Source organism: Sphingomonas sp. P4_G2, assembly GCF_056401155.1.
The window spans coordinates 744,607-768,801 of sequence record NZ_JBFUJY010000001.1; the positions used below are offsets into that span (position 1 = coordinate 744,607).

Annotated in this window: 27 protein-coding genes and 1 tRNA gene; 10 read left to right on the top strand and 18 right to left on the bottom strand. The window is 64.3% G+C overall.

Features of this window, described 5'->3' with window-relative positions; genetic code table 11:
* Nucleotides 1-128: 128 nt before the first annotated feature.
* The 6 genes from AC1DRD_RS03345 to AC1DRD_RS03370 all read right to left on the bottom strand — a co-directional run bounded on the left by AC1DRD_RS03345 (nt 129) and on the right by AC1DRD_RS03370 (nt 4,614).
* Nucleotides 129-338 (bottom strand): DUF350 domain-containing protein, encoded by a 210-nt coding sequence (locus AC1DRD_RS03345; RefSeq protein ID WP_478028056.1) that lies wholly within the window; start codon nt 336-338, stop codon nt 129-131.
* A gap of 15 nt (nt 339-353) precedes the next feature.
* Nucleotides 354-500 (bottom strand): hypothetical protein, encoded by a 147-nt coding sequence (locus AC1DRD_RS03350; protein ID WP_478028058.1) that lies wholly within the window; start codon nt 498-500, stop codon nt 354-356.
* A complete protein-coding gene (locus tag AC1DRD_RS03355; protein WP_478040289.1) occupies nt 500-1,918 on the bottom strand; it encodes a DUF4178 domain-containing protein in 1,419 nt (472 codons plus the stop codon). The genes AC1DRD_RS03350 and AC1DRD_RS03355 overlap by 1 nt, the downstream gene beginning before the upstream one ends.
* Complete coding sequence (locus AC1DRD_RS03360) at nt 1,915-2,589, bottom strand: DUF4178 domain-containing protein (RefSeq protein WP_478040291.1); 675 nt, start codon at nt 2,587-2,589, stop codon at nt 1,915-1,917. The genes AC1DRD_RS03355 and AC1DRD_RS03360 overlap by 4 nt, the downstream gene beginning before the upstream one ends.
* 9 nt (nt 2,590-2,598) lie before the next feature.
* Complete coding sequence (locus tag AC1DRD_RS03365) at nt 2,599-3,609, bottom strand: SPFH domain-containing protein (protein WP_478028062.1); 1,011 nt, start codon at nt 3,607-3,609, stop codon at nt 2,599-2,601.
* A gap of 177 nt (nt 3,610-3,786) precedes the next feature.
* A complete protein-coding gene (locus AC1DRD_RS03370) occupies nt 3,787-4,614 on the bottom strand; it encodes a hypothetical protein (protein ID WP_478028063.1) in 828 nt (275 codons plus the stop codon).
* Nucleotides 4,615-4,801: 187 nt separating this feature from the next.
* On the opposite strand from AC1DRD_RS03370, the gene AC1DRD_RS03375 reads away from it, so the two are divergent.
* Nucleotides 4,802-5,284 (top strand): DUF4136 domain-containing protein, encoded by a 483-nt coding sequence (locus AC1DRD_RS03375; protein ID WP_478040293.1) that lies wholly within the window; start codon nt 4,802-4,804, stop codon nt 5,282-5,284.
* Nucleotides 5,285-5,290: 6 nt separating this feature from the next.
* On the opposite strand, the gene AC1DRD_RS03380 is transcribed toward AC1DRD_RS03375, so the two are convergent.
* The 5 genes from AC1DRD_RS03380 to AC1DRD_RS03400 all read right to left on the bottom strand — a co-directional run bounded on the left by AC1DRD_RS03380 (nt 5,291) and on the right by AC1DRD_RS03400 (nt 10,656).
* Nucleotides 5,291-7,462 (bottom strand): CHASE2 domain-containing protein, encoded by a 2,172-nt coding sequence (locus AC1DRD_RS03380; protein WP_478040295.1) that lies wholly within the window; start codon nt 7,460-7,462, stop codon nt 5,291-5,293.
* A gap of 4 nt (nt 7,463-7,466) precedes the next feature.
* Nucleotides 7,467-8,777, bottom strand: a complete 1,311-nt coding sequence (locus AC1DRD_RS03385; protein ID WP_478040297.1) for a FecR family protein — start codon at nt 8,775-8,777, stop codon at nt 7,467-7,469.
* Nucleotides 8,774-9,562 (bottom strand): response regulator transcription factor, encoded by a 789-nt coding sequence (locus AC1DRD_RS03390; protein ID WP_478028068.1) that lies wholly within the window; start codon nt 9,560-9,562, stop codon nt 8,774-8,776. Before AC1DRD_RS03390 ends, AC1DRD_RS03385 begins: the two co-directional genes overlap by 4 nt.
* 232 nt (nt 9,563-9,794) lie before the next feature.
* Nucleotides 9,795-10,235, bottom strand: coding sequence for a response regulator (locus AC1DRD_RS03395; protein ID WP_478040298.1), 441 nt, complete (start codon nt 10,233-10,235; stop codon nt 9,795-9,797).
* A gap of 335 nt (nt 10,236-10,570) precedes the next feature.
* Nucleotides 10,571-10,656 (bottom strand) — tRNA-Tyr (locus AC1DRD_RS03400).
* A gap of 206 nt (nt 10,657-10,862) precedes the next feature.
* On the opposite strand from AC1DRD_RS03400, the gene AC1DRD_RS03405 reads away from it, so the two are divergent.
* The 3 genes from AC1DRD_RS03405 to AC1DRD_RS03415 all read left to right on the top strand — a co-directional run bounded on the left by AC1DRD_RS03405 (nt 10,863) and on the right by AC1DRD_RS03415 (nt 14,098).
* Complete coding sequence (locus tag AC1DRD_RS03405) at nt 10,863-12,464, top strand: M20/M25/M40 family metallo-hydrolase (RefSeq protein ID WP_478040300.1); 1,602 nt, start codon at nt 10,863-10,865, stop codon at nt 12,462-12,464.
* 90 nt (nt 12,465-12,554) lie between these two features.
* On the top strand, nt 12,555-13,307 hold the full coding sequence (rlmB, locus tag AC1DRD_RS03410; protein WP_478040302.1) for a 23S rRNA (guanosine(2251)-2'-O)-methyltransferase RlmB: 753 nt from the start codon (nt 12,555-12,557) through the stop codon (nt 13,305-13,307).
* Between the two features lie 14 nt (nt 13,308-13,321).
* On the top strand, nt 13,322-14,098 hold the full coding sequence (locus tag AC1DRD_RS03415) for a hypothetical protein (protein WP_478040304.1): 777 nt from the start codon (nt 13,322-13,324) through the stop codon (nt 14,096-14,098).
* A 151-nt stretch (nt 14,099-14,249) separates the two neighbouring features.
* On the opposite strand, the gene AC1DRD_RS03420 is transcribed toward AC1DRD_RS03415, so the two are convergent.
* Nucleotides 14,250-14,567, bottom strand: a complete 318-nt coding sequence (locus AC1DRD_RS03420; protein WP_066810432.1) for a 2Fe-2S iron-sulfur cluster-binding protein — start codon at nt 14,565-14,567, stop codon at nt 14,250-14,252.
* 75 nt (nt 14,568-14,642) lie between these two features.
* Here AC1DRD_RS03420 and AC1DRD_RS03425 point away from each other — a divergent pair, with 75 nt between their 5' ends.
* Together AC1DRD_RS03425 and AC1DRD_RS03430 are read left to right on the top strand one after the other, a co-directional pair.
* Nucleotides 14,643-15,266, top strand: a complete 624-nt coding sequence (locus AC1DRD_RS03425) for a DNA-3-methyladenine glycosylase family protein (protein ID WP_478040306.1) — start codon at nt 14,643-14,645, stop codon at nt 15,264-15,266.
* Between the two features lie 52 nt (nt 15,267-15,318).
* On the top strand, nt 15,319-15,828 hold the full coding sequence (locus AC1DRD_RS03430) for a hypothetical protein (protein WP_478040308.1): 510 nt from the start codon (nt 15,319-15,321) through the stop codon (nt 15,826-15,828).
* Nucleotides 15,829-15,874: 46 nt separating this feature from the next.
* Here the strand turns inward: AC1DRD_RS03430 and AC1DRD_RS03435 are convergent, their stop codons facing one another.
* Nucleotides 15,875-16,297 carry a DUF2147 domain-containing protein gene (locus AC1DRD_RS03435; protein WP_478040310.1) on the bottom strand — a complete coding sequence of 141 codons (423 nt, stop codon included), beginning with the start codon at nt 16,295-16,297 and terminating at the stop codon, nt 15,875-15,877.
* A 147-nt stretch (nt 16,298-16,444) separates the two neighbouring features.
* Here AC1DRD_RS03435 and mtnP point away from each other — a divergent pair, with 147 nt between their 5' ends.
* Nucleotides 16,445-17,317: an S-methyl-5'-thioadenosine phosphorylase gene (gene mtnP, locus AC1DRD_RS03440; RefSeq protein WP_478040312.1), complete on the top strand. Its 873-nt coding sequence runs from the start codon at nt 16,445-16,447 to the stop codon at nt 17,315-17,317.
* A gap of 53 nt (nt 17,318-17,370) precedes the next feature.
* Nucleotides 17,371-18,708 (top strand): Nramp family divalent metal transporter, encoded by a 1,338-nt coding sequence (locus AC1DRD_RS03445; RefSeq protein WP_478040314.1) that lies wholly within the window; start codon nt 17,371-17,373, stop codon nt 18,706-18,708.
* Between the two features lie 28 nt (nt 18,709-18,736).
* Here AC1DRD_RS03445 and AC1DRD_RS03450 read toward each other — a convergent pair whose 3' ends face one another.
* From AC1DRD_RS03450 to AC1DRD_RS03460, 3 genes are read right to left on the bottom strand one after another with little or no spacing between them, the layout of a single operon-like run.
* Entirely contained in the window at nt 18,737-19,243 is a 507-nt protein-coding gene (locus tag AC1DRD_RS03450; protein WP_478028087.1) for a hypothetical protein, read from the bottom strand.
* A 59-nt stretch (nt 19,244-19,302) separates the two neighbouring features.
* Complete coding sequence (locus AC1DRD_RS03455) at nt 19,303-19,740, bottom strand: hypothetical protein (RefSeq protein WP_478040316.1); 438 nt, start codon at nt 19,738-19,740, stop codon at nt 19,303-19,305.
* A 46-nt stretch (nt 19,741-19,786) separates the two neighbouring features.
* Nucleotides 19,787-21,007, bottom strand: a complete 1,221-nt coding sequence (locus AC1DRD_RS03460; protein WP_478040317.1) for a Yip1 family protein — start codon at nt 21,005-21,007, stop codon at nt 19,787-19,789.
* A 178-nt stretch (nt 21,008-21,185) separates the two neighbouring features.
* On the opposite strand from AC1DRD_RS03460, the gene hslV reads away from it, so the two are divergent.
* Both hslV and hslU read left to right on the top strand, forming a co-directional pair.
* On the top strand, nt 21,186-21,755 hold the full coding sequence (hslV, locus tag AC1DRD_RS03465) for an ATP-dependent protease subunit HslV (protein WP_478028092.1): 570 nt from the start codon (nt 21,186-21,188) through the stop codon (nt 21,753-21,755).
* Between the two features lie 120 nt (nt 21,756-21,875).
* Entirely contained in the window at nt 21,876-23,174 is a 1,299-nt protein-coding gene (hslU, locus tag AC1DRD_RS03470) for an ATP-dependent protease ATPase subunit HslU (protein ID WP_478040318.1), read from the top strand.
* Nucleotides 23,175-23,361: 187 nt separating this feature from the next.
* Here the strand turns inward: hslU and AC1DRD_RS03475 are convergent, their stop codons facing one another.
* On the bottom strand, nt 23,362-23,754 hold the full coding sequence (locus AC1DRD_RS03475) for a DUF6491 family protein (RefSeq protein ID WP_478040319.1): 393 nt from the start codon (nt 23,752-23,754) through the stop codon (nt 23,362-23,364).
* Nucleotides 23,755-23,758: 4 nt separating this feature from the next.
* Entirely contained in the window at nt 23,759-24,181 is a 423-nt protein-coding gene (locus tag AC1DRD_RS03480) for a hypothetical protein (protein WP_478040320.1), read from the bottom strand.
* Nucleotides 24,182-24,195 lie beyond the last annotated feature (14 nt).

Genomic DNA, 24,195 nt, shown 5'->3' on the forward strand with positions numbered 1-24,195 from the left:
TCATGCCGGACTTGTTCCGGCATCCAACGTGCAACAACGGCTGGATTCCCTTGTGGAGGCTTGGACCCCGGAACAAGTCCGGGTGACGACGAGCTTGGCACAATCGATTTCGACTCAAACTTGGCCGTTCACCCATGGATGGCGGCGGCGATGATCATCGCGACGGCGATCGCGATCGATCCGGTGAAGATCGCCAGCGCGACATTCTTCTCGCGGCAGATCTCGCCCCACATGTCGACCGGACTGATCTTGTCCCACAGCCAGAAGCCGCCGATGAAGATGACGAGGCCGATGCCGGTATAGAGCAGCGTCGAGACGAGAACGGGGATGGAGATCATGGTCCGATCCTTTCGTTATTTGTGGGTGGGGCCGTAGGAGCCGAACATCATCGGCCCGCGCGCGCCGCCAGTGGCAAAGGGCGAATAACCGTCGCGGACGGCGAACATCGACAGGAAGACGATGCCGAGACAGTAGAGCCCGTAGATCACGATGTGCCTCATCAGTCGTCGTCTCCCCCGCTGTCGTCGTCATCGCTGCCGCCGCTGCCGCTGACCGGCGCCATGCGGCGCTTTTCGAACCCGAAATGCTTGAACAATACGATCAACGGCCAGGCCCCGATCAACAGGAAGGCAAGCAGGAGATTGCCACCGAACACGCCGCCGCGCTTGATCGTGACCGTGACCGGGATGGTCTGGCCGCTATCCTGTCCGAACATGCTGCCGCCGGCGAAACCGGTCGGCATGGAGTAACTGCTGCTGCTCGAACCGCCGTTCCAGCGATGCGCGGAAAGCGTGACGACCAGATCGTATTTGCCGCCGGGGATGCTCGACAGGCTGACTTCGGGGCGCGGATCGCCCTCGGTCCACGATCCGTCGCTGTCGCTGCCCGAATAATGTTCGGCCAGGCCATAAGTATCGACGCTGTCCTGGGTCTTTTCGTCGGTCAGCGAATAATCCAGGTCGACCCAGGCATTGTCGATCGCGCCGGCATCGGCATCGACCACCACGCGCGACCGCGCCGAGGGGAGGTCGAGCCCGCGGATGACGACGGTCTTTTCGGGCCCGTCGAGCACCGCATCGGTGGTCGTCTGCCCGATCTGTTGCTCGCCGCCGGCGAAGGTCGAGATGACCATCAGGGTGAACAAGGCGACGATGCCGATGATCATCGCCTCGCCCAGCTGGCGCTTGTAGGGCGACGGCTCGTGCGGCGCGGGATGGCTGTATTCGCGGCGGCGCGCCGGAATGCCGAACGCCGTTTCCGCGACTCCCCAGTCGAGCAGATCGAGCCGGGTCCAGGTGCGCTCGGTCTGGTAGACTTCGCATGACAGCATCGTGCCGGGGCGGACGAAATCGGTTTCGTCGACCGTTTCCCCGACCGCGACTCGCCAATAGAATTCGCCGACGACGAAAGTGACGCGCACCGGATAGGTGTCGCCGAACCGCGAATAGCTCTGGTGATCGAGCTGCATCGAATTGCCCCAGCCCATCGTCGGCAGGCGGTCGAGCATGATGCCCAGGCTGAAGCGGCGGCCGTCATCGACCAGGAAGGCATAGCCTTCATAAGGGTTGAACAGCAGATATTCGGCCCAACCGATCTCCTCGTCGGTGCGCTCCATATAGCCGACGACTTCCCAGACCCGGCCATTGAGCGTGCCGCGCGTGCCGAGCGGGATTTGCGGCGTCTTGAGCGCCTCGTTGGCGCGCGCGATGACCTGGAGGTCGGGCCTGGTCGCGTCGAGCGTCGAGCCGCAATGTTCGCACAACACGCTGACCGTCAGACCCTGGGCGCGGACGTTGACGATGCCGCCGCAATTGGGACAGCTCAGCGGGCGGACGGTAGATGCCGGCGTGACCGGCGCTGTCGGCGGTGGCGCGGGTGCCGGCGGCGCGGCGTCGACCGGGAGCGCGTCGTCGCTCATGCGGCAGATGCCGGCATCGGCCAGCCCTCGAACGATCGCAAGCCGGTCGCGTTGAGGTCGGCGAGCGACATGTAGCGGCCGACATAGGCCTCCACCTCACCGCCCTGATCCTTCTGGATGCTCGCGCACTCGCCGTCGGGAGTCATCAGATCGATGCTGGTGGCGGTGAGCCCGAGCGGCGCGTTGAACGGTAGCTCGCCCTCGCTCGCGACGCAGGTGACCTGCTTGTTGTCGGTGACGGCATAATCGACCCCGCCGATCGTGATCAACGTATCGATTGCGATCGGCTGACCCGATTTGATGTGATCGACGACGACCGGCGCAAGCGCGTCGTCGTCGACCTGACGCAGCATCATATAGCGCCCCGAGGATTCGCCGACCCAGCCGGTTGAACCGTCGTCGAACAAAGCCAACCATTCGTTCCACGCGCCGTCGGCATAGCGCCAGCGAACGCGGCCGATCAGCTCGAACGTGTGCGTCCCATCGCGCCCGCGCACGCCCAATTGCAGCGGACTGACATCGTCGGGCACCTCGGCGATCTTGCCGATCGCCTGGAGATTGCCGCCGGTCCGCAGTACCGATGTGCGGCAATAGTCGCACACCTTCACCGGCAGGTCGTTCGACCTGAACCGGATCGGGGCGCCGCAATTGGGGCAATTGGCGTCGAGCACTGGCGCGCGTCAGATCTTGGCGAGCAAAGCGGTCTTCTTGGCGTCGAACTCCTCTTGCGTGATCGCGCCGGCGACCATCAATTTGTGCAGCTTCTCGATTTGTTCATAGGGATCGACCTCGGGCTGTGGTGCGGCCGCGGGGATGCTGGTCGCGCCGCCACTGCCGACGCCGCCGAGCCCCGCTGCCATTTGCTGCCCGATCGCCATCCCTGCCGCGGCACTCGCGCCGATCCCGGCGAGGCCGCCCGGATTGGCCGCCGCGGTCTGGATCGAGTCGGCCGCCTGGAACTTGGCATATTGGTCGAGATTGCCGAGCACCCGCATCGAGCTGCCCTTGTCGAGATATTCCTGGACATTCTCGGGCAACGACACGCTCTCGACGAAGAAGGTGCGGCACGACAGGCCCCATTCCTTGAACCCGGCTTCGACCGCGCCCTTCAGCTTTTCCGACATCGCCTGCTGGTTGGCGGCAAGGTCGATGAACGCGATCTCGCCGCCGCCCAAAGCCGTTGCGATCGCAGTGTTGATCACCGCGCGCAATTGCTGGTCGAGATCGGTGACGGTCAGGCGATCCAGCGACCCCATCATCTTGACCGCGAAGGTCGCGACATCGTCGATGCGGAACGAATAGCTGCCGAACGCGCGGATGCGCAACGGACCGAATTCCTTGTCGCGCACCGTGATCGGCTGCGGCGTGCCCCATTTGAGCCCGGTCTGCTCGCGCTGGGTGAAGAAATAGACATCGGCCTTGAACGGGGACTTGAAGCCCTTGTCCCAATTCATGATCGCCGTCAGCAGCGGCAGGTTCTGCGTGACCAGCGTGTGCTGGCCCGGCCCGAACGCGTCGGCCAATCTGCCCTCGTTATGGAACATCGCGACCTGGCCCTCGCGCACGGTCAGCTGGCCGCCATTCTGGATCTCGCGATCCTGCATCGGATAGCGGATCGCCAGCACGCCCGGCTCGTCGACCCAGTCGATGACATCGACCAGCTGCTTCTTCAGGAAATCACCCAGACCCATCACGCATCCTCCAAAGATGCCCCCAATCTATCAGGCTTTGGCGGCTTCGCGAGAGCCGAATTTTTTGGCGAACCCGGAGCGGCGGGCACGGAGCGCCGCCTCCGCCGGCGTCAACCGGCAGAGCGCGGCACCGATCGTCGAGTAGCCGGCGGCCGAATACTCGGCCGCGCGCCGCGATCAGAGCTTGGCGAGCTTGGCGGCCAGATCGTTGCGCTCGCCCTGGAGCTTGGTCGCCTCGGCGGTGGCGGTCTTGTCGTCGACCATAGTCTCGTCGATCAACATCGTCCCGTCGGCGCCGGCCGCGTTGATCAGCGTCAAATCGAGGTGGAGATCGGCGCGGTGGGCGAAGCTGTCCTGCGGCTTCCAGTCGCCGAACATGTTCGGCTCCAGGGTCAGCGATTGCGATTCGCCCGGTTCCAGGCCGCCCGGGAACTCGTAATTGAAGTCCGAAGAAATCCACGGCACGGCACGGCCGGGTGAGGTCAATATGCCCTTCACATAGATCGTCTTGATCGGGCGTTTCGATCCGTTGGTGATATGCAGCATGATCTGCGGCCGATCGATGTCGATAGCGCCCTTGTCGACGCGATATTGCGCATTGTCGATCTTCACGCCCTGGAACACGTCGGCGACCTTGGCACGCGCCGCCTGATAGCGTTGCGCGCTCGCCGCGTCGTCGGCGATCTTCTGATCGAGCAGCTTGATCCGGGTCTGATAGCCGAGCTTGATGATCTGGTCCGCGGTCAGTCCGTTGATCTTGTCCTTGGCGCCGAGAAAGACCGGCGCGGTCGGCTCGGCCTGCGACCAGATGCCTGTCTCGGGCTCGGGGGTGTTGAAAGTGATCGCGATCAGCGAATCCTTGAGCGCGGCCTGCTTGTCGGCGGACATGTCCTTGACCATCGCTTCGATGCTCTTGCTGTACGCATCCGGGCTCGACGTATTCACTCGCTGTCCGCAGCCAGCAACCAGCATCGTCGCGAGCAGCATCAATCCAACCTTCTTCATCCGATTTTCCCCCATATATCAGTATAGATGAGGACCTCGTCGAGCGTTGGCCAGAACACAACCCGATCCATCCGAAATGGAGCAAGTAGTCCAACCGGCCTCGGATCTGAGCCCTTCGAGGCCCCGCCGAGTTGAGGCTAAGCCGTTGTTTCGTCTATGGGCCGGACGCGGGGTCACGGAGAAGGTAATGCGTACAGCACGGTTGATCGCAGCGGCCGCGCTGTCCCTCGTCGGCGCGTGCACTTCCCCGCTGAGCCGGCAAGGTGCGCTACCGCCCGCGGGAGCGCGGCTGACAGATGCCAGCTATACATTCGCGCCAGCGCCGGGGGATGCCGGCAGCACTGTGATGGAGGCGTCCGAGCTGGTGCGCGCGGCTCTGGCCGGCAAAGGATACCGCGAAAGTCCGAACGGTCGTTATCGGCTCGAGATCGGTCTCGCGAGCGCGCCGCCCGATGTCGAGGTCCAGCGGCCAGAAAGTAGCGCGGAAAGCGTGAAGGGCACGATGCACCCCATCGTCTTCTGCCGGCCGCAACGCTATGTCTTGACGGTCGGAATGATCGACCGGACCAATGGCGCGTTATTGTTCCGAAACGCCGCGGCGGCGCGTCACTGCGGCGGCTCGCCGGCGAAGATATTACCCGAACTCGTGCGGACCGCCGTCAACGGATGAGGGACATCACGCTCTAAGCGCCGGGATCGTGAAAATGAAGCGCGATCCATGGGGTGACACCGCCTCGTATCGCACGCTGCCGCCATGGCGTTCGGCAACGGTCCGGACATAAGCGAGGCCGAGACCGACGCTGAGACCCGGCCCGGTCGCCGCCAGCGGGCCGAACCGGCTGGTCAGATCCGTCAACCGCTCCTCCGATATGCCCGGACCCTGGTCCTCGATCCAAAGCTCGAACAGCGATGCGCCTGTGGTTTCCACGAGGTCGATCCCGCATCTGATCTTCGCGCCGGGAGGGCTGAACCTGACGGCGTTGTCGAGCAGGTTCAGCAAGGCGCGGGTGAGGGCGTGGCGCTCTCCTGCCACGTAGCAGGGATCGGCTGGTGGCGCGACGATCCAGACGCTTTTCTTCGACGCCAGCGGCCATAATGCGTCGCTTGCCTCCGCGAGGCAGTCATGAAGGTCGGTTTCTTCCGGGGTGAAGGGCGTCTCGCGCAGCCGGGCAAGCTGCACGAAATTCTCGGCAAGGTTGAGAGTACGCCTGGCATGATAAGCGATCTTGTCTGCCGCATCCGCGCCGATGCCCTTTTTTTCCGATCCCTCCAGCAATGTGAGGATCGACGCTTGCGGCGAGCGCATATCGTGGCTCAGGAATTCGAGTGCTTGCTCGCGATCCCGCTCGACCGCCCTGATACCCGTGATTTCCGCCAGCAAGTGAATCCAGCCGCGTCGTGCGCCGTCGGCACCGGTAAGCGGCGTGCGGCGGTGCGAGAAATGTCGTCCATCCGCCGATATCAGATCGTTGGTAGCGGGCAGGCCGTACAGCGCATCGCGAACGCTGGCATTCTGCGAGAGAAGCGCCTCCGCGTGCCGATTGGCGACCAGGACATCGCCCTCCATCGTGGTGACGATCAGAGGATCGGCAACTCCCTCCACAGTGTCCGCAACGAGCCTTTTCAGGTCGCGAAGCGCAGTGATCGAGCCGCTCAACGCGAGTGCGTTGCGTCCCGGATGGTCCAGCCGGTCTATCGTCGGCGCCACCCAGCCGCCGAGGTCGTCCGACAATTGGGACAATTCGCGAGCGACCGCCTTGTCGATCGTGTGCAATCGCCGCCACCCCCATAACGGATACACGAACAGCACGCCGACCAGGCCCGTCGCGGGCGGGATCCACAGGCCCGCGATGGCGACCAGCAGGACCGGCACGGCAGCGACGAGCCCGAACATCACGAGCGATGCCACCAATGCTGCAGAGGGTCGCAGGCGCCAGAACAGGAGCAATAGGATGAAAGCGGGCAACGCTCCGATCGCGAGACGCAGTGGAAGCGGCGCCTCCCGCACGAACCGGTCGGCCAGCATCGCGTTCAGCAGGTTCGCCTGGATCTCGATCCCTGCCAGCGTACCGGCCCCGGCGACGTCATGACGGTCCCCAAGGCCCCCAGCGGTCGCGCCGACGAGCACGATGCGATCGCGGATAAAGGCTGGCGGAAGCCGACCCGCGAGTACATCGCTGAAGGACACGGTGCGGTAGGCGCCCGCTTCGCGGTACGGCACCAGCACCGACATGTCGCCTCGCCGGACGCTGCGCCGCCATGCCGGTGACGACCGTCCGTACGCCAGCCGGAACGTCTGTTCGGCCAGATGCGGCCAGGCGCGCGATCCGTCGTTCACCTGGAGCAATGCAGCTCGCGCCTTGCCGTCCGCCTCATGAGGGAGCGCCACATGCCCGAGCGCCGCCGCCGCATGAGCGATCGGCGGGATGGGAAGCACCGTGTCGAACGGACGACCATTCGCACCCGGCGCCTCGAAAAGAATGGGCAGCGTGACCTTCTTCGCATCGCTGAAGGCCGCGGCAAGCGCCGCATCTTCTTTTGGCGCGCGTGCGGGCTCGGTGAAGAGCACGTCATAAGCGATTGCCGCCGGTCGAGCCGCCGAGATGGCCTGGATCGCCTTTGCATGAACGGTTCTCGGCCAAGGCCAATGCCCGAGCGCCGCGAGGCTCGCATCGTCGATCGTGACCAGAAGAATCCGCTCCGAGGCGGGCGGCGCGCGCAATTGCACGATCTGATCATAGATCGCGTCATCCGCCTTGGACGTGGCTCCGATCAGGGTAAGGCCGAGCGTGAGGCCCAGCACCAGCAAGGCGACGGCGCACCATTCGACTAACAGCCGCCGGAACACCTCGTCAGCCTCGCGGCGATCGAGAAGGATCGGTGACCGTGAGCTTTTCCGGTTCCGTCCAGGACTCGGTGAGTTCGCCGTCTTCGAGCTGGGCGAGGCCAACCCGCCAGTAATAGACGCCCGCCTTCAGCCGCCGCAGCGTGAGCGCATCGCGTGCGAGCGCCACCTCGTCGACGACGAGTGCGCCCTGCGGCGTATCCCGCCTGAGCTGAAAGCGGTATCGGCGCACGCCGGCGCCGGCCCCGGCCCAGCGGAACCGATAGCCGTCGTCCTGGGGTTCCACGCTGCCGCGTATCGAGGCGAGCCGACGCTGGAAGCTGTAGGATTGCGCCATTCCTTCGAGGCCGCTCGGGGCGATCGCGGAAACGCGGACGAAGAGGTTGCCGTTGGGTATGTCCGCCAGCGCGAACGCGCCATCGTTGGAGAATTGCTCGGCAATGTTGTCGATGAAGCCCGCGTCGGAGGCGATCACGGCCCTGTAGCGTAGTGATCCTTCCAGCTTGCGCACCCGGAACTCGACTGCGTCCTTCGTCTGCAATGCCGGCGGCGCCGCGAGGTCGGGAGCGGCGAGCAATTTTTCAACGCGAGATCCGCCCTCGCGATCGAGTGTGGCGCCGAAACTGCGTTCCAGCCTCAGTCCCGTCTCGCTCTCCGGAGGGGAAAACGTCACCGTCCCCGCCAAGACTTCGGTAGCTGCCGCGCGGCGTTCGTCCTCGAAGGAGACGCGAAACTCCGTTCCCCGGACCGCGGTCATACTGATCGGCGTATGAATTTGGTATCTGCCGGACGGTTGCTCCAGCGGCGTGACCTTGGTCTCGAGCCGGCCCTGTTGGACGTCGATGCGATAGTCGATCGCCCCGGTCAGCAGGATTCGTCGCAGTTCCCGAACAAGCACGCGGCTTTGCGACGGGATCACCACTTTTGAGCGGTCCGCCAGCATGAGCGTCGCGAAGCTGTTGCCCGCGGTGATGATTTCGGCACCTTCGCCGATGGCAATGCCAACGGAGGGCGCTATCGTCCGGCCGCTCATCGACAGACTCACGGTGCCACGGTAGCCGGCCAGCCGTGCCGGCTCGACTTTGAAGCGCAGCCAGGTTCGTGGGATACGCAGCTTGCGGCCCACGGGCAGTCGCTTCGGATCGCGGATCGCCGCCAGCCGGAGCAGCGCCTCCCAGCGGCGCTCCGGCACGAGAAAGCTCTGGCTCAGCCCGTAGAGCGTGTCACCTCGCCGGATGACATACCAGATATCGTCATTCTGCGGTTGGGCGGGCGCGATGGCGGCGGCGTGCGCGGCGACCGCGAGTAAGATGCTCAATTTTCTGCCCCGAAACGCTCCAAGCGATAACCATAGCCAGATATGGCCACGATTCGGTAGCCGTTCTCTGGGGTTAGCTTGAGCTTCGTTCGTATCCGGGAGACGTGCATGTCGAGCGTTCGCGTCGAGAGGTCGGCGGCGCTCTGCCAGATCGTCTCCAGCAGATAGCTCCTCGACAGTGCGCGGTGCATGTTCTCGAAAAGGACCAGCGCGAGCTGGAACTCCTTCGCGCTCAGCGCGACTTCCTCGTCGCCGATGCTCACCCGTTCTGTCAGGCGGTCGAAGGCATAGATTCCGAATTGCAGAACGCGGTTTTGCGCGGCCGCGGGCATCGCGCGGCGAAGCACCGCCTGTACCCGCGCCACGATGACCGTGCCGGTTTCCGGTTTCACGACATAGTCGTCTGCTCCGGCATGAAGCGCCGCGGCGACATCGTCCTTGTCCGACCGGCTCGTGAGCATGATGATCGCCGTTGCGCGCGAAACCGCATCGCGGATCGATCGCAGCAGTTCGATCCCGGAGCTGTCGGGCAGATTCCAGTCGAGCAGGATCAGGTCGAAAGTCTGCCTTCGCAATGCGGCGAGAAGAGAGGCGCCGTTGCGAAACCCCGTGCACGAATGCCCCGCGCCGGCGAGTGCTGCCGAAGCATATTCGATCACGCTTTCATCGTCGTCGACTACCGCGATTCGCATGCCAGGCCCTTGCGCGAACTCAATAGGGCTCAGCCATAAGCGCCCCTGCCATCCGCCTGAAATCGGACAAGCCATTGTCGTATTGCCCTGCACGGAACGCTCCGAGCGATGGCGTCACGCTTGGCGGCCGGTGGTTCACTCTCCTGGAAGGGGTGCTGTTCCGCGACATGCGCCGCTGCTAGCAACGGGGCCGAAGTGCGACAATCGCGGGCTTGTAAACAGTTGTAACGCCCAGGCGAGTTTCCGCTACGTCTTGGGGGCTTTGATCCATTCGCAAAGCTGCCGTGGCGAGATTCACTGGCATCGTGATTTGCGCCCCAACGCGTCAACAGTATTTGGTCAAGTCCGACTGGCCCGAAGGGGCAGGCATCGATCCATGTCGCGGCCCCTCGAACAAGGCGTGTATGCACGCCTTCAATCGCGCCGCTCCAAATGGCTTGGCAAGAAAGAGCGCCCCAGGAGGCAGCCGCTCCGCTGCGAAAGACCTGTTACCGGAAACGACCAGAATGCGCGTTAGCGGCCACCGTTCGTGAATTTCCCAGGCGAGACCCACGCCATGGCGTTCGCCCGGCATCTCGACGTCGGTGACCAATAACGAAAGGGGTCGGGTCATCGCCTCGATGATCGAGAGGGCTTCGGTCACGCTGGCCGCGTCTCTCGCCTCGAATCCCAACTCCTCGACCGCCTCACGCGTCTGAATCCGGAGAAGCGGCATGTCCTCGACGATCGCGGCGATCGGAGTGTCGGGCGAACGGCTCGTGAGCATCGGCGGCCTTTCCAACCGTACATCGCCGCGCAACGAAGGTCCGAACCCGGAGGAGCGCACCGCCACCCCGATAGTTCGATCCGTGCCAGGCAAGTACTTATCAACAGAGCTGGAAAGCGGCCTACAACGACGCGGTCGTCATGTTACCCCCGCGTTACAACTGTTTACTGGGCGCGGGAGTGTTCGTGTCTGGCGGCGTTGCTCGATCGCGTATCGTTACTTTGGGTCTGCTTGCCCGCGAGACCGGTCGGACCGGCAATGGGTCCATCGACAAACCCGTGGCAGCGATCCCTACACTCCAAGACGACGCTGCCGGATGTGGTTGAATTGGGAAATGGTGGACAGGGCTGGATTCGAACCAGCGTACGCTTGCACGGGCAGATTTACAGTCTGCTGCCTTTAACCACTCGGCCACCTGTCCCCAGGTCTTCGCCCTTCGAGGAAGGGCGGTCGCTTCGAAAAGCGAGGGCGCCCCATGCCCAAGGCGGGCGGTCATGTCAACGCGGTTGGGGCACGTTTTCGGCGTTGCCCAAACCAGGCGTACGATATGTGTGGCACACCCTTGCGCGGGTCGCGCGGCGGCAATAGCGTGCGCGCCATAACAATCCCCGGGGAGCATAATCGTTCATGCGCAAGATGATCGCCGCCTTTGCCGCGGCTGCCGCCGTCGCCATTCCCGCGTCGCTGCATTCCAACGACCTGTCGATGGTCAACCGGATCATGGATGAGGGCTTCAACCGCTCTCAGGTGATGACCACCGCCGAATATCTCTCCGACCAGATCGGCCCGCGGCTGACCAATTCGCCCAATATGCGCAAAGCGGAAGCGTGGACCTCGTCCAAGTTCAGCGAATGGGGGTTGACCAACGTCCATAAGGAAGGGTTCGAGTTCGGCCGCGGCTGGTGGATCGAAAGCTCGTCGGTGCGGATGACCAGCCCGCGCCCGATCCAACTGACCGCGATCCCGATCGCCTGGACGCCCTCGACCAATGGTGTGGTGTCGGGCGAGGTGATCGTCGCGCCGATCGCGACCCCGGCCGACTTCGCCAAGTGGAAAGGCAAGCTCAAGGGCAAGATCGTGCTGGTGACCAAGCCCGATGACGGCTCGGAACCGGGCGATGCGCCGTTCAAGCGCTACACCGCGGACGATCTCGCCAAGCTCGATCAGTTCGTCCAGCCCAAATACGATCCTGCCGCCGCCGATCGTGGCATGAAGCGGCTGGAATTCGCCAAGAAGCTTGACGCCTTTCTGCAAGAGGAAGGCGCGGTCGCTTATGCCACCAAGTCACGGCTCGACGGCAAATTGGTCCATGGCGAAGGCTATCTGTTCGGCGCCGGCGATACCGTAAAGACTCCGGGCGTCGAGATCGCGGCGGAGGATTATCGCCGCCTCGTTCGGCTCTCGATCGTCGGCGCGGCGCCGACTGTGTCGATCAACAACGACGTCCGCTTCGACGACAGCGACGTCAATGCCTATGACATCATCGCCGACATCCCCGGCAGCGCCAAGGACGGCAGCTATGTGATGGCCGGCGCGCATCTCGATTCCTGGGTGGCGGGCGACGGCGCCGCCGATAACGGCGCTGGCAGCGCGATGATCATGGAAGCCGCGCGCATCCTGTCGACCTTGAAGGTCAAGCCGAAGCGGACGATCCGCTTCGCGCTCTGGGCAGGTGAGGAGCAGGGGCTGCTCGGCAGCCTGGCCTATGTCGAGAACCATTTCGCGACCCGCGGCAGCGGCAGCGATCCCAAGCTGACCGGCCTGGCGCGTTATCAGGGCTGGGCCAATCGCTGGCCGATCGCGACCAAGGCCGACTGGTCGAAAATGGCCGCCTATTTCAATATCGACAACGGTTCAGGCAAATTGCGCGGCATCTACGCCGAGAACAATCCGGCGGTAGTGCCGATCTTCAAGCAATGGCTGGAGCCGTTCAATGCGATGGGTGCATCATCGGTGGTGATCCGCAAGACCGGCGGCACCGACCATGTCTTCATGCAAGCGGTTGGGTTGCCCGGTTTCCAGTTCATCCAGGATCCGCTCGATTATGGCAGCCGCATCCACCACACCTCGATCGACACTTATGATCACCTGAAGGGTGACGACATGCGTCAGGCGGCGGTTGTGCTGGCGGCGTTCCTGTGGAATGCGGCGAACGGCGACGCGCTACCGCGTCCGCCGCTGCCGACCCAACCGACGAAAAGCGATCCATTTGCTTATCCTGACGAATAATTCTCGACCGTCATCCCAGCGAAAGCTGGGATCTCTAGCGATGGCGCAACGGCCTGAGACCCCAGCTTTCGCTGGGGTGACGGCGTAGTCGTGGCGCGTAGAGGTCACCGTCCGAGCCAGGCGCCCGCGTCGCGGCCCCGTTTCTGGGGACGCCATGCGGTGCTGGCGGCGCTCGCCAATCCCGAGCGGACGGTCAGGAAGATGTGGGCGACGCGCGAGGCGCTGGCCGGGCTCGACATCCCGCCTGTGATCCCGATTACCTATGCCGATGTCGCCGATCTCGGCCGGCTGGTACCGGGCGACGCGCCGCATCAGGGGCTGGTGATCGAGGTCGAGCCGCTCGAGGATATCTGGCTTGGCGACCTGCTCGAGCAGGGCCAGGGAGAGGATGATCGCCGCCCGCTGGTGGTGCTCGATCAGGTCACCGATCCGCACAATGTCGGCGCGATCCTGCGCTCGGCCGCGGCGTTCGACGCGCTCGGCATCGTCACCCAGGATCGCCATTCTCCGCCCGAATCGGGCGCCGTGGCGCGGACCGCGTCGGGCGCGCTCGAGATCGTACCCTGGGTCCGCGTGGTGAATCTGTCGCGCGCGCTGGGAGAGATCGCCGAGGCCGGTTTCTGGCGCGTCGGCCTGGCGGGGGAAGCGACCGAAACGCTTGGCAACGTGATCGGCGCGGCGCGGATCGCTTTGGTGCTGGGGGCGGAAGGCGAGGGCATGCGGCACAACACAATGCAGCATTGCGATCAGCTTGCGCGCCTGCCGATATCTCCTAGAATTGAAAGCTTGAACGTATCCAATGCCGCCGCGATCGCGCTCTACGCGGTGGCCGCGCGCGACTGATGGGGGAATCGGAAATGACGGCACGGATGACGCGTCTCGCGCTGGTGTTGCTTGTTCCTCTGATGTTGGTCGGCTGCCTGCTTGCACCGGGCAAGTTCACCTCGACGCTGACGATCAATGCCGACCGCACCTTCACCTATAGCTACCAGGGCGAGGTCTATGCCTTCGACCTCAACGAGGCGATGAAGGACATGCCGTCGGGCGGTGACGACGACACCAAGAAGACCGACGGCGTCTCGTTGCAGCAGATCGGCTTCGACAAAAGCGGCCAGAAGAGCGGCAAGGGCGACAAGAATGGCAAGAGCGGCGCGAAGGACGATGTCAAGTCCCAGGCCGCGGCGGACGCCAAGAACCGCGAAATGGCCGCGACCTTGTCCAAGGAAGCCGGGTTCCGCAAGGTCACCTATGTCGGCGATAACAAGTTTGTGATCGACTATCAGATCAGCGGGAAGCTCGATCACACCTATCTGTTCCCCTACAACATCGATGCCGGGATCATCATCCCGTTCGTCGCGGTCGAAATCCGCGCCAACGGCACCGCGCGCGTCAAGGCACCGGGCTTCGCCAACGATTCGAAGGATTCGGCGGGCATGCCCGGATCGGATACGAGCAAGGCCTCGGCCAAGCTCGACGGCACCTTCATCCTCGACACCGACGCCGAGATCGTCAGCCAGAATAACGAGGAGGGTGCGAAGACCGTCAACGGCCGCAAGACCGTGACGTGGAAAGCGACCCCGCTATCGACCACTGCGCCGATGGCGGTGGTGCGGTTTGCAGGGGCCGCGAAGTAGGCGGCTGGCCGCGCTACCCATATTTCGTCATCCCGGCCTTGTGCCGGGATCCACTGGGAGGCGAGCGCGGAACTCGAGGTTCCACTTCCTCAGTCTGGGGCGCGGTGGATGCCGGGACGAGCCCGGCATGACGATCGAGAGCAAGGAGAACCTAGTCCTCCTCGGCGATCCGCACCTTCAACCCGTCGAGGTGATCGCCAAACTCGATCTGGCACGACAGGCGGCTATTCTCGTCGCGGTCGGCGGAGGAATCGAGCAGGTCGTTCTCGTCCTCGCTCATCGGTTTCAGTTTGGCCGCAAATTCCGGGTCGACATGGACGTGGCAGGTAGCGCAGCTGCAGCAGCCGCCGCACAGCGCCAAAACCTCGTCGATCCCGGCGTCGCGGATCACTTCCATCACCGAAAGCCCGGACTCGCCCGTGATTTCCTGTTCTTCCCCGTCGCGCGTCACGACGATAAGCTTGGGCATGTCTTTCCTCCGTCCGGTTGCAGGGGCCCATGCCGTGCCCGGGCGCATCGATCAAGGTTTCGTACAAGGTTTCATATGGTCCAGACTGCCCAGTCGTTAAAGGCCGCGCTCGACACGCTCGCCGCGATCGAACCCGCTTTCGCCGTCGCGCTGCAGCGGGCGGGCTATCCCCCGCCGCGCGTGCGCGACCGCGGCTATGCCACCTTGCTGCGCACGATCATCGGGCAACAGGTGTCGGTGGCGGCGGCGCAATCGATCTGGAACAAGCTGGAGGCGCAAGTCGGTGACCTGACCGACCCCGCCACCGTCGCCGCGGCGAGCGATGAGCAACTCCGCGCTGCCGGCCTGTCGCGGCAAAAGGTGAGCTATGCGCGCAGCCTGGCCGAGGAAGTGACGAGCGGGCGGCTCGATTTCGCGCAATTGCCCGAGGATGACGAGGACGCGATCGCGCAGCTGGTCAAGATCAAGGGCATCGGCCGCTGGTCGGCGGAAATCTATCTGCTGTTCGCGGAAGGACGCCCGGATATCTGGCCGGCCGGCGATTTGGCGGTGCAGATCGAGATCGGCCGTATCCTGGGGCATGACGAGCGTCCGGCGGAAAAGCTGATGCGGGACCTGGCGGAAGCCTGGCGTCCGCACCGCGGCGCGGCGGCGATCCTGGCTTGGCATCATTACAAGGTCGATATGGACGTGATTTAGCGTGTGCTAGCGACCCATAGCGGACAAGGTTTCGCTCATGTAAGCTGGAGGTATGGCCAATCTACTTAGCGCTAAATCGGCATGTTTTATTCTGATGGTACCCGTTGTGGTGGCCGCCTACTTCTTTCTGGCGCCCGGTTTTGTTCGCCGCATTGAACCCGTCGCGGAGCCAATTACCGTCGGCAGCGTAACCCTTCAGCTAGTAATGGCGGACTTCGAGGAAACCCATGGGCTGTGGCCGATTTCATCGACCATTGTCTACCGGCCTTCCGGGCGCATCAATGGCCTAATTCTCAACGATTCGACCTCCCTTCGCAACGTTCGCTACAGAATTACTATCACTTCTAGCGACGGAGTAACGCGCGTGTCGCGCTGCTATGTTGGATCTACGGTCGCCTGTGACTTCCAGGCCGATCTCGCACGTGCAGATCTCAACAAGGGCATACAATTGACAGTCGTAGACGATCGAGATGGTCGGGTCGTCATCCCGCCGCGCTTGGTGATTTTCACGCACACGGTATCCTATTCATTGCATCGGTGGGATGCGATGATGACCGTCTAGCGTTCTGGGACCGCTGCGACCGCTTCCCGCGAATAACAGCCGTCGCCTATCCCGCTCGCGTCCAGATCATCGTCTGGCAGAAGATCGCGATACAGCCCTGGACCTTCAGATTGGCGCCGTCGCGCGCAACCACGGCGCGGTAGGTCTTGCCGCTCTTGGGATCGTAGATCTTGCCTTTCCAGCCGTCGCCCGACGAAGCCATCTCGGTCAGGATCGGCAGTCCGACCAATGGGCGGGTCTTGAGCTTAGGGTCGGGGTTGAGCGAGTCGACCCAGGGTTTGCCGGCAGGCGGCCCCTTGATCACCTTGGCCACGCGACCGCAGATCGTGCCGCCGCAATCGCCGATCGCGACCACCGCGCCGCCATCGGCAGTCAGCCAGCGGCCGGCGATCGGCGCCGCGGCGAACAGCGGGGCAGGGAGTGCAGCGGCGGTGACGGCGGCGAGGGCGAGAAGGAGCGGGCGAATCATCGGCGATGGCATAAACGGGGGCATAGCAGGCCTTTGTGCCGCCGGACGAACCAACCGTTCATCGCGGCGGATGGATGCCGATCGGGCGCTGCGCCCTGCGTCCTGATCGCCTAAGGAGGCAGCGAATCGGCACCCACAGGAGACGATATGAGCGACGGCTGGACGATCGGGATCATCGGCGGATCGGGACTCTATGCGATCGACGGGCTGGAGGATGCCGAGTGGCGCCGGGTCGATACGCCCTGGGGTCCGCCGTCGGACGAATTACTGTTCGGGCGGATCGGCCAGGTCAACCTGGTATTCCTGCCGCGCCATGGCCGCGGGCATGCCATCCCGCCGTCCGAGCTCAATTTCCGCGCCAATATTGACGCGCTCAAGCGGTCGGGCGTGACCGACATCCTGGCGATCTCGTCGATCGGCTCGCTTGAGGAGGATCTGCCACCGGGGCATTTCGTCGTCGTCGACCAGTTCATCGACCGCACCGTGCATCGCGCGTCGAGCTTCTTCGGCACCGGCATGGTCGCCCATGTCAGCATGGCCTATCCGGTGTGCGAGCGCCTGTCGGGCTTCGCCGCGGCGGCGGTCGAGGCGGCCGGCGGCAAGGTCGCGACCGGCGCCACCTATCTGGCGATGGAGGGACCGCAATTCTCGACCCGCGCCGAAAGCCTGCTCTATCGCGATTGGGGCGCCGACGTGATCGGCATGACCGCGATGCCCGAGGCCAAGCTCGCTCGCGAAGCCGAGCTGCCCTACGCGCTGATCGGCATGGTCACCGATTACGATTGCTGGCGGGAGAGCGAAGCGCCCGTCGAGGTCGCCGAAGTGATCGCGCAGATGCACAAGAACGGCGAGGTCGCGCGTCGCACGGTCGAGGCGTTTGTCAGCGCGCTGCCCGTCGAACGCACGCCGTCGCCGATCGACACCTGCCTGGACGTCGCGTTGATCACCGATCCGGCCAAGCGCGACCCGGCGTTGCTGGCGAAGCTGGACGCGGTGGCGGGCCGGGCATTGCGGCGCTAGGAACGATCGATGCCCGTGCGGCTTTGACTGCGCGGACGCGAACAGGGACCCGAATGACGCCACCGCCGAACAGCGACGCGATCAGCACTACCACGCCTTTCGCGCGGGGGCGGCCGTCGCTTGCCGAAAGCCATGCCAGCATCGCGGTGCCGGCGACGGGTGCCTGGCGCCGGTTCTTCGCCTTCATCGGGCCAGGCTATCTGGTCGCGGTCGGCTATATGGATCCGGGCAATTGGGCGACCGACCTCGCCGGTGGATCGGCGTTCGGCTACACCTTGCTCGCGGTCGTTCTGCTGTCGAGCCTGATGGCGATCCTCCTCCAGACCTTGTCGGCGCGGCTCGGCATCGCGGCGAAGCTCGACCTCGCCCAGGCGTGCCGCGCGCGATACGGGCGCAAGACCACGATCGTGCTGTGGTTGCTGTGCGAGGTGGCGATCATCGCCTGCGATCTGGCGGAAGTACTGGGCACCGCGGTCGCGCTCAAATTGCTGTTCGGGCTGCCGCTGCTGGCGGGCGTGGCGATCACTTCGTTCGACGTGCTGTTGTTGCTCTCGCTGCAACGGTTTGGTTTCCGCAAGCTGGAGGCGTTCATCGCCACGCTGCTGGTGGTGATCGCGGGGTGCTTTGCCTACGAATTGTGGCTGGCGCGGCCCGATTGGGGGGCGGTCGCCGGCGGGCTGGTGCCGCGGCCCGAGATCGTCACCAACCCGGCGATGCTCTACATTGCGATCGGCATCCTGGGCGCGACGGTAATGCCGCACAATCTCTATCTCCATTCCTCGGTGGTGCAGACGCGCCGGGTCGCGGCGGGCGACGAGCGCGGGGCGATCCGGCTGGCCACGGTCGACACGATTGTCTCGCTCGGGCTGGCGTTCCTGATCAACGCGGCGATCCTGATCCTGGCGGCTTCGGTGTTTCACGCGGCGGGCCGCGCCGACGTCGCGGATATCGAGCAGGCGCACCGCTTGCTGTCGCCGATGCTGGGCGCGGGGGCGGCGAGCGTTGTGTTCGCGCTAGCACTGCTCGCCTCGGGGCAGAATTCGACCATCACCGGCACGCTGGCGGGGCAGATCGTGATGGAGGGGTTCCTCGATTTGCGGCTACCGGTCTGGTTGCGCCGCATCGTCACGCGCCTGCTGGCGATCGTACCGGCGGCATTGGTGATCGGGATCGCTGGCGAAGGCTCGACCACCAGCCTGCTAGTGCTGAGCCAGGTCGTGCTCAGCCTGCAGCTGCCATTCGCGGTGGTTCCGCTGGTGATGTTTACCGGCGACCGACGGATGATGGGCGAGTTCGCCAGCCCTTGGGCGCTGCGCGTCGCGGCTTGGGCGGTCACGGCGGCGATCGTCGTGCTGAACGTGAAGCTGTTGGTCGGGGTTCTGGCGGGCTGATACATAAAAAGCCCTCCCCTTCACGGGCCTATATATCTGTGTGACTCACAGTCGGCGGATGCCGAAACCACGCCCAGATGACCAACGGCACTCCAACGGCAGTGGGGATAATCCAAAAGGCGAATTGGGGAAGCTCCTTCCACAGCGGCAACGCCTTGCCGTTGTCGACGTAGAAGGCGGTCAACATCAAGATGTATGACGCGCTCATCGCAGTGAGATGTAGTCGCGGATGGAGGCGCAATCGGCGTCCCGAGTAAGCGCTCGCAAGCGCCATCGCACCTAAAATGAACAAAGGATAATCCTCTGCCCATCGGATGGCCGAAAGGGCGGTCATCGTGACAGACAGGCCCGCGAGGCACCAGAAATAGACCTTCCCCCAACTAGCGTGTCTGCCAAGGCCCTTTCTACTCATCATTGCTAAAAAGCCCGCGACAACCGCGCCGACCCCGAACCCGATGTGGATGACGACGACCGATAGAAACGCCGGGTCAGTGGAGGGCACCGGAATGCCGAGAATGGCGGCTGTGCCCGTCATGGGTGGGGACCTTACACGAAAAAGCCCGGCTTGCCCTGAAGGGGAGGAGCCAGGAAATTTCAGGTATCCCGCCCCCAATTGAGCGTGACCTTGGTCGCGTCGCGGACGGTCTCGACCATCGCCATCATCGACCGTTTGCCGCCGTCACGTGCGGAGAACAGGGTGGGGGTCGCCAGAGCAGGGACGAGGCCGTCGAGCACGGCCTTGTCCTTGTACCAGGCGATGATCGCGTCGGGCGTGGCGCCGGTCGTATAGACCACCGTTCCGCTCTCGCGACGCGGTTCGCCGGCGAGGCCCGAAACGCAGGTTTCGACGCGGGCATCGGCATAGAGCGGGACGAAATCGGGCAGCTTGCTGCAATCGGCCGGGGCGCTGCCTGCCCCCGCAACCGCGGTGGTGGTGGTCGGCCCGCGATCGTCGGCGGATTGATTATCGTTGCCGGCTTCGCAGCCACCGATGGAGAGCATGGCGCCGGCCAGAATGATGCGGAGCCTCATCGGGCTCGCCTGCAGGATCGAGTGATGCGGACGCGCGCCCGGCTGCTCACTTCGCCATCGACTGCAATTGGCCGAGATTGACCGAGGCAACCGCGGATTTCAGCGTGTCGATGCTGGGGGCCGAGCCGCTCGCCTCGACGGCGAAGCGGCTGGCGACGAGCACCGAATAGCTGCCCGACTTCGATTGGTTGTCCCACTTCTCTTCGACCCTGTTGCCGCCCTGCATTTCTGACTTCTCATAGCCGGTTGTAGTCTGTTTGTTGGACGTCGCGCTGATCGCGCCGCCCAGGGTTGCGATATTGCCGAGCACGCCGGTGTCGGTGACCGAGAGGCTGAAATTCTGGTCACCCGACTGGAATTCGGCGCGCGCGTTGCTGCCGCCGATCCCGCCGGCGGCGCCGCCCTGATTCTCGACGCTGGTGCGGTTCCAGCCCGAGATCGAGGCCGGCAACAGGTTCTGCAGCGCGCCCGGATCGACCGTCTTGACCGCGCCATCGCCGCCCTTGAGCGACGCCTCCATCGACTTGCTGGCGGCCTCCATCTTGGTCGCGGCATCGGTCAGCTTGCCGGTATCGAGAGTCGTTCCGCCGACGGTGATTGAGCCACCGCCTGGTGCGCCGAAGCCGCCAGCCGCCGGCGACATCGCGAACATCGCGCCGGCGATCGCGACCGCGACGAGGCCGGCTACAACCATGGCGACCGCGCCGACGATGATCGAGACGACGACGAAGCCTACAGCCTTATCCTGTGGCACCTTCATCAGCATCGGCCCGCCGACCCAGAACAGATAGATGTTGTAGAGCCCGATCAGGCTGCCAATGATACCGAGCGCCGGCAGGATGCCGAGAACAGCCGCGATCCAACCAGCCGTCGCCGAAAAAGCCGCGACCTTGAGTGCCGAGACCGGGTTCTTGGTACCGCCGAAGCTGGGCGCGAGCGCGTCGATGATCAGTGCCCACACATAGGTCAGGCCGATAGTCAGCGCCCAGGTCAGAACCGCGGTCACGATCGCGCCGATCAGCGACGGGCGCCAGGCCACGCCGAAAAAGCTCATGGGGAAAACCATGACCTGGATGAGATGCGCGATCGGCCCGATCGCCGCGAGCGGCGCTACCCAGCCCATCAGGATTCCCTGGACGGTCATCGGTTCGGCATCGATCGCCGCCCATTCGTCCTTGGGTTTCAATATCAGCCGCTGAATGCGCCCGATCATGCCGCCTCCGCCGACCGGAGGCTGTCCGATATCCTTGGGAAATTCGCTCGCCATGATGCTGAAACCCCTTTCTTTTCCGCGCCAAAGCGCGCCGCTACCGTCACCTTCTGCCGCGTTGGGCGGCCTATTTATTGGATCGACCCGACATCGCCTGCCGTAACGGCAGCACGTCCCGGCGATGATACCATCGTTTTGCCGCCGCTGGGAGCGTGATGTTGCGCGCGCGCAACCGATGACTACATCCGCAGGCATGAGCGACAAGATGACGTGGCACGGCACGACAATTCTCTCCGTGCGCAAGAACGGCAAAGTGATCGTCATTGGCGACGGCCAGGTGAGCGCCGGCCAGACGGTGATGAAACCCAATGCCAAGAAAGTGCGCCGCCTGGGCGACGGCAGCGTGATCGGCGGGTTCGCCGGCGCGACCGCCGACGCCTTCACCCTGTTCGAGCGGCTCGAAGCCAAGCTCGAACGCGCCAACGGCCAGCTGATGCGGGCCGCGGTCGAGCTCGCCAAGGACTGGCGAACCGACAAATATCTGCGCAACCTGGAAGCGATGATGATCGTCGCCGACAAGGACGTGACCTTGATCCTGACCGGGAATGGCGACGTGCTCGAACCCGAAGCGGGGATCGCCGCGATCGGATCGGGCGGCAATTACGCGCTCGCCGCCGCGCGCGCGCTGGTCGAATATGAGGACGATGCCGAGACGATCTGCCGCAAGGCGATGAAGATCGCCGCGGAAGTCTGCGTTTACACCAACGACCGGCTGACGCTGGAGAGCCTCGACAGCGCTACCTGACCTAAGCCCCTCCCCTTCAGGGGAGGGGTTGGGGTGGGGCAGTCGCAAGCGACCCACTCTACGAGATATCCCCCACCCCCTTATCCCTCCCCTGGAGGGGAGGGGCTGAAGAGGAAGAACATGAACGACAAACTGACTCCCAAGGCGATCGTCGCCGCGCTCGACGCACATATCATCGGCCAGACAGACGCCAAGAAAGCGGTCGCCGTCGCGTTGCGCAATCGCTGGCGCCGCCAGCGGCTATCGGCCGATCTGCGCGATGAGGTGACGCCGAAGAACATTCTGATGATCGGCCCGACCGGGTGCGGCAAGACCGAGATCTCACGCCGCCTGGCCAAGCTGGCCGATGCCCCCTTCGTCAAGGTGGAGGCGACCAAGTTCACCGAAGTCGGCTATGTCGGCCGCGACGTCGAACAGATTGCCCGCGACCTGGTCGAAGAAGCGATCCGGCTCGAGAAGGAGCGCCGCCGTGTCGCGGTCAAGGACAAGGCCGAGGAGGCGGCGATGAACCGCCTGCTCGACGCGCTGACCGGGCGCGACAGCTCGACCGCGACGCGGGAGGCGTTCCGCCAGCGCTTCAAGGACGGCCATCTGAACGAGACCGAGATCGAGATCGAGCTGGAGGCAGCACCCCAGATGCCGTTCGAGATTCCCGGTGGCGGCCAGGTCGGGATGATCAATCTGGGCGAGATGATGGGCAAGGCATTCGGCCAGGGCCAGATGAAGCGCCGCAAGCTGACCGTGCCCTCGGCTTGGGACAAGCTCGTCGAGGAGGAAGCCGATAAGCGTCTCGATCAGGAAGACGTTGCGCGGGTCGCGCTGATGGATGCCGAATCAAACGGCATCGTGTTCCTCGACGAGATCGACAAGATCGCGGTCAGCGACGTGCGCGGCGGCTCGGTCAGCCGCGAAGGCGTGCAGCGCGACTTGCTGCCATTGATCGAGGGCACCACGGTCGCGACCAAATACGGCCCGATGAAGACCGACCACATCCTGTTCATCGCGAGCGGGGCGTTCCACGTCGCCAAGCCGTCCGATCTGCTGCCCGAGCTTCAGGGTCGCTTGCCGATCCGGGTCGAGCTGAAGGGCCTGACCGAGGACGATTTCGTCGCCATCCTCAACGATACCAAGGCGTCGCTGCCCGAGCAGTATAAGGCGCTGATCGCGACCGAAGGCGTGACGATCGACTTTACCGACGACGGCATCCGCGCGGTGGCGAAGATCGCCGCCGAAGTGAACGCCGCGGTCGAGAATATCGGCGCACGGCGGCTGCAGACGGTGATGGAAAAGCTTATCGAAGAAGTGAGCTTCGACGCCGAGGACCGGTCGGGCACCAGCCTGACGATCGACGCCGCCTATGTCGACAAGCAACTCGCCTCGATCGCGCGCGACACCGACCTCAGCCGCTTCGTGCTTTGACGAGGGGCGGGGTGCGGGGCAAGGTTGCAACACCAGAACGGATCGACATTCAACGCCAATTCGTCATCCCGGCCTATTCGTCATCCCAGCGAAAGCTGGGATCTCGAGCAGCATCGCGCGACCGCCTGAGACCAACGTCGGGTTGACGAGGGTGTCCGCCGGGATGACGGCTGGGAGGGAATCGACTCTACTTCGCCTTGGCCGGCTTGTCGTAGGGCGTGAACTTGCCCAACCGGCAGATCGCGCCGGGGATCGTCGTGCCGGGCGTCAGCGCGCGGAAATGGTCGTTGCGGCACAGTTGGGTGCCGAAGACGTCGACGATCAACGTGTCCATCGGCTTGAGGCCACGGCACTCCCCGATCAGGTCGTTACGCCAGATACGACGGCCCGATTCATGATAGATCAGCGTCTTCTCGTCGATGACTTGTGGGCCGTCGAGCCGCGAATGGTCGACGCAATCGACGGGCTTGCCCGCAATCCGTCCGGCAAGCGCGCTCTCTATGGTTTCCTGGCGCGGGGCGGCGGGTGCGGCGGCGCCGAGCAGGCCAAGCGCCGCGAGGGGGATCAACAAGATACGCATGGCGTCACTTCGCGCGATACGTGGTGAACGAACTGAGCGCGCAGCTGCCCGACGGCATGCGCGATCCCGGCATCACCGTGCGCGCGATATCGCCGCGACATAGCCGCCCGCTCGGCGACTTGGTGACCAGGATGTCGCCGCGTTCGACCGCTTCGCAACCGCCGCCGGTGTCGTTGACGTACTTGAGCTTCTTGCTGACGCTATAGACCAGGGTCCCGCCATAGGCCTTGAGCGACGAGGACTGGTAATTGTCCATACACTCCCGGGTCTCGGTCGGCGTCAGCCCGGCGAGTTCCTTGCCCAGTGCCGCCTGGGTCGCGGCCTTGGCATCGGCGGCGCGCGCGGTCTCGGCGGGCGTCATCGCGCAGGACGACAGCGCGATTGCCGCTACGGCCAGCGGCGCGAGCGGAAAGATACGGTTACGCATAAGCGGCTCCTTCG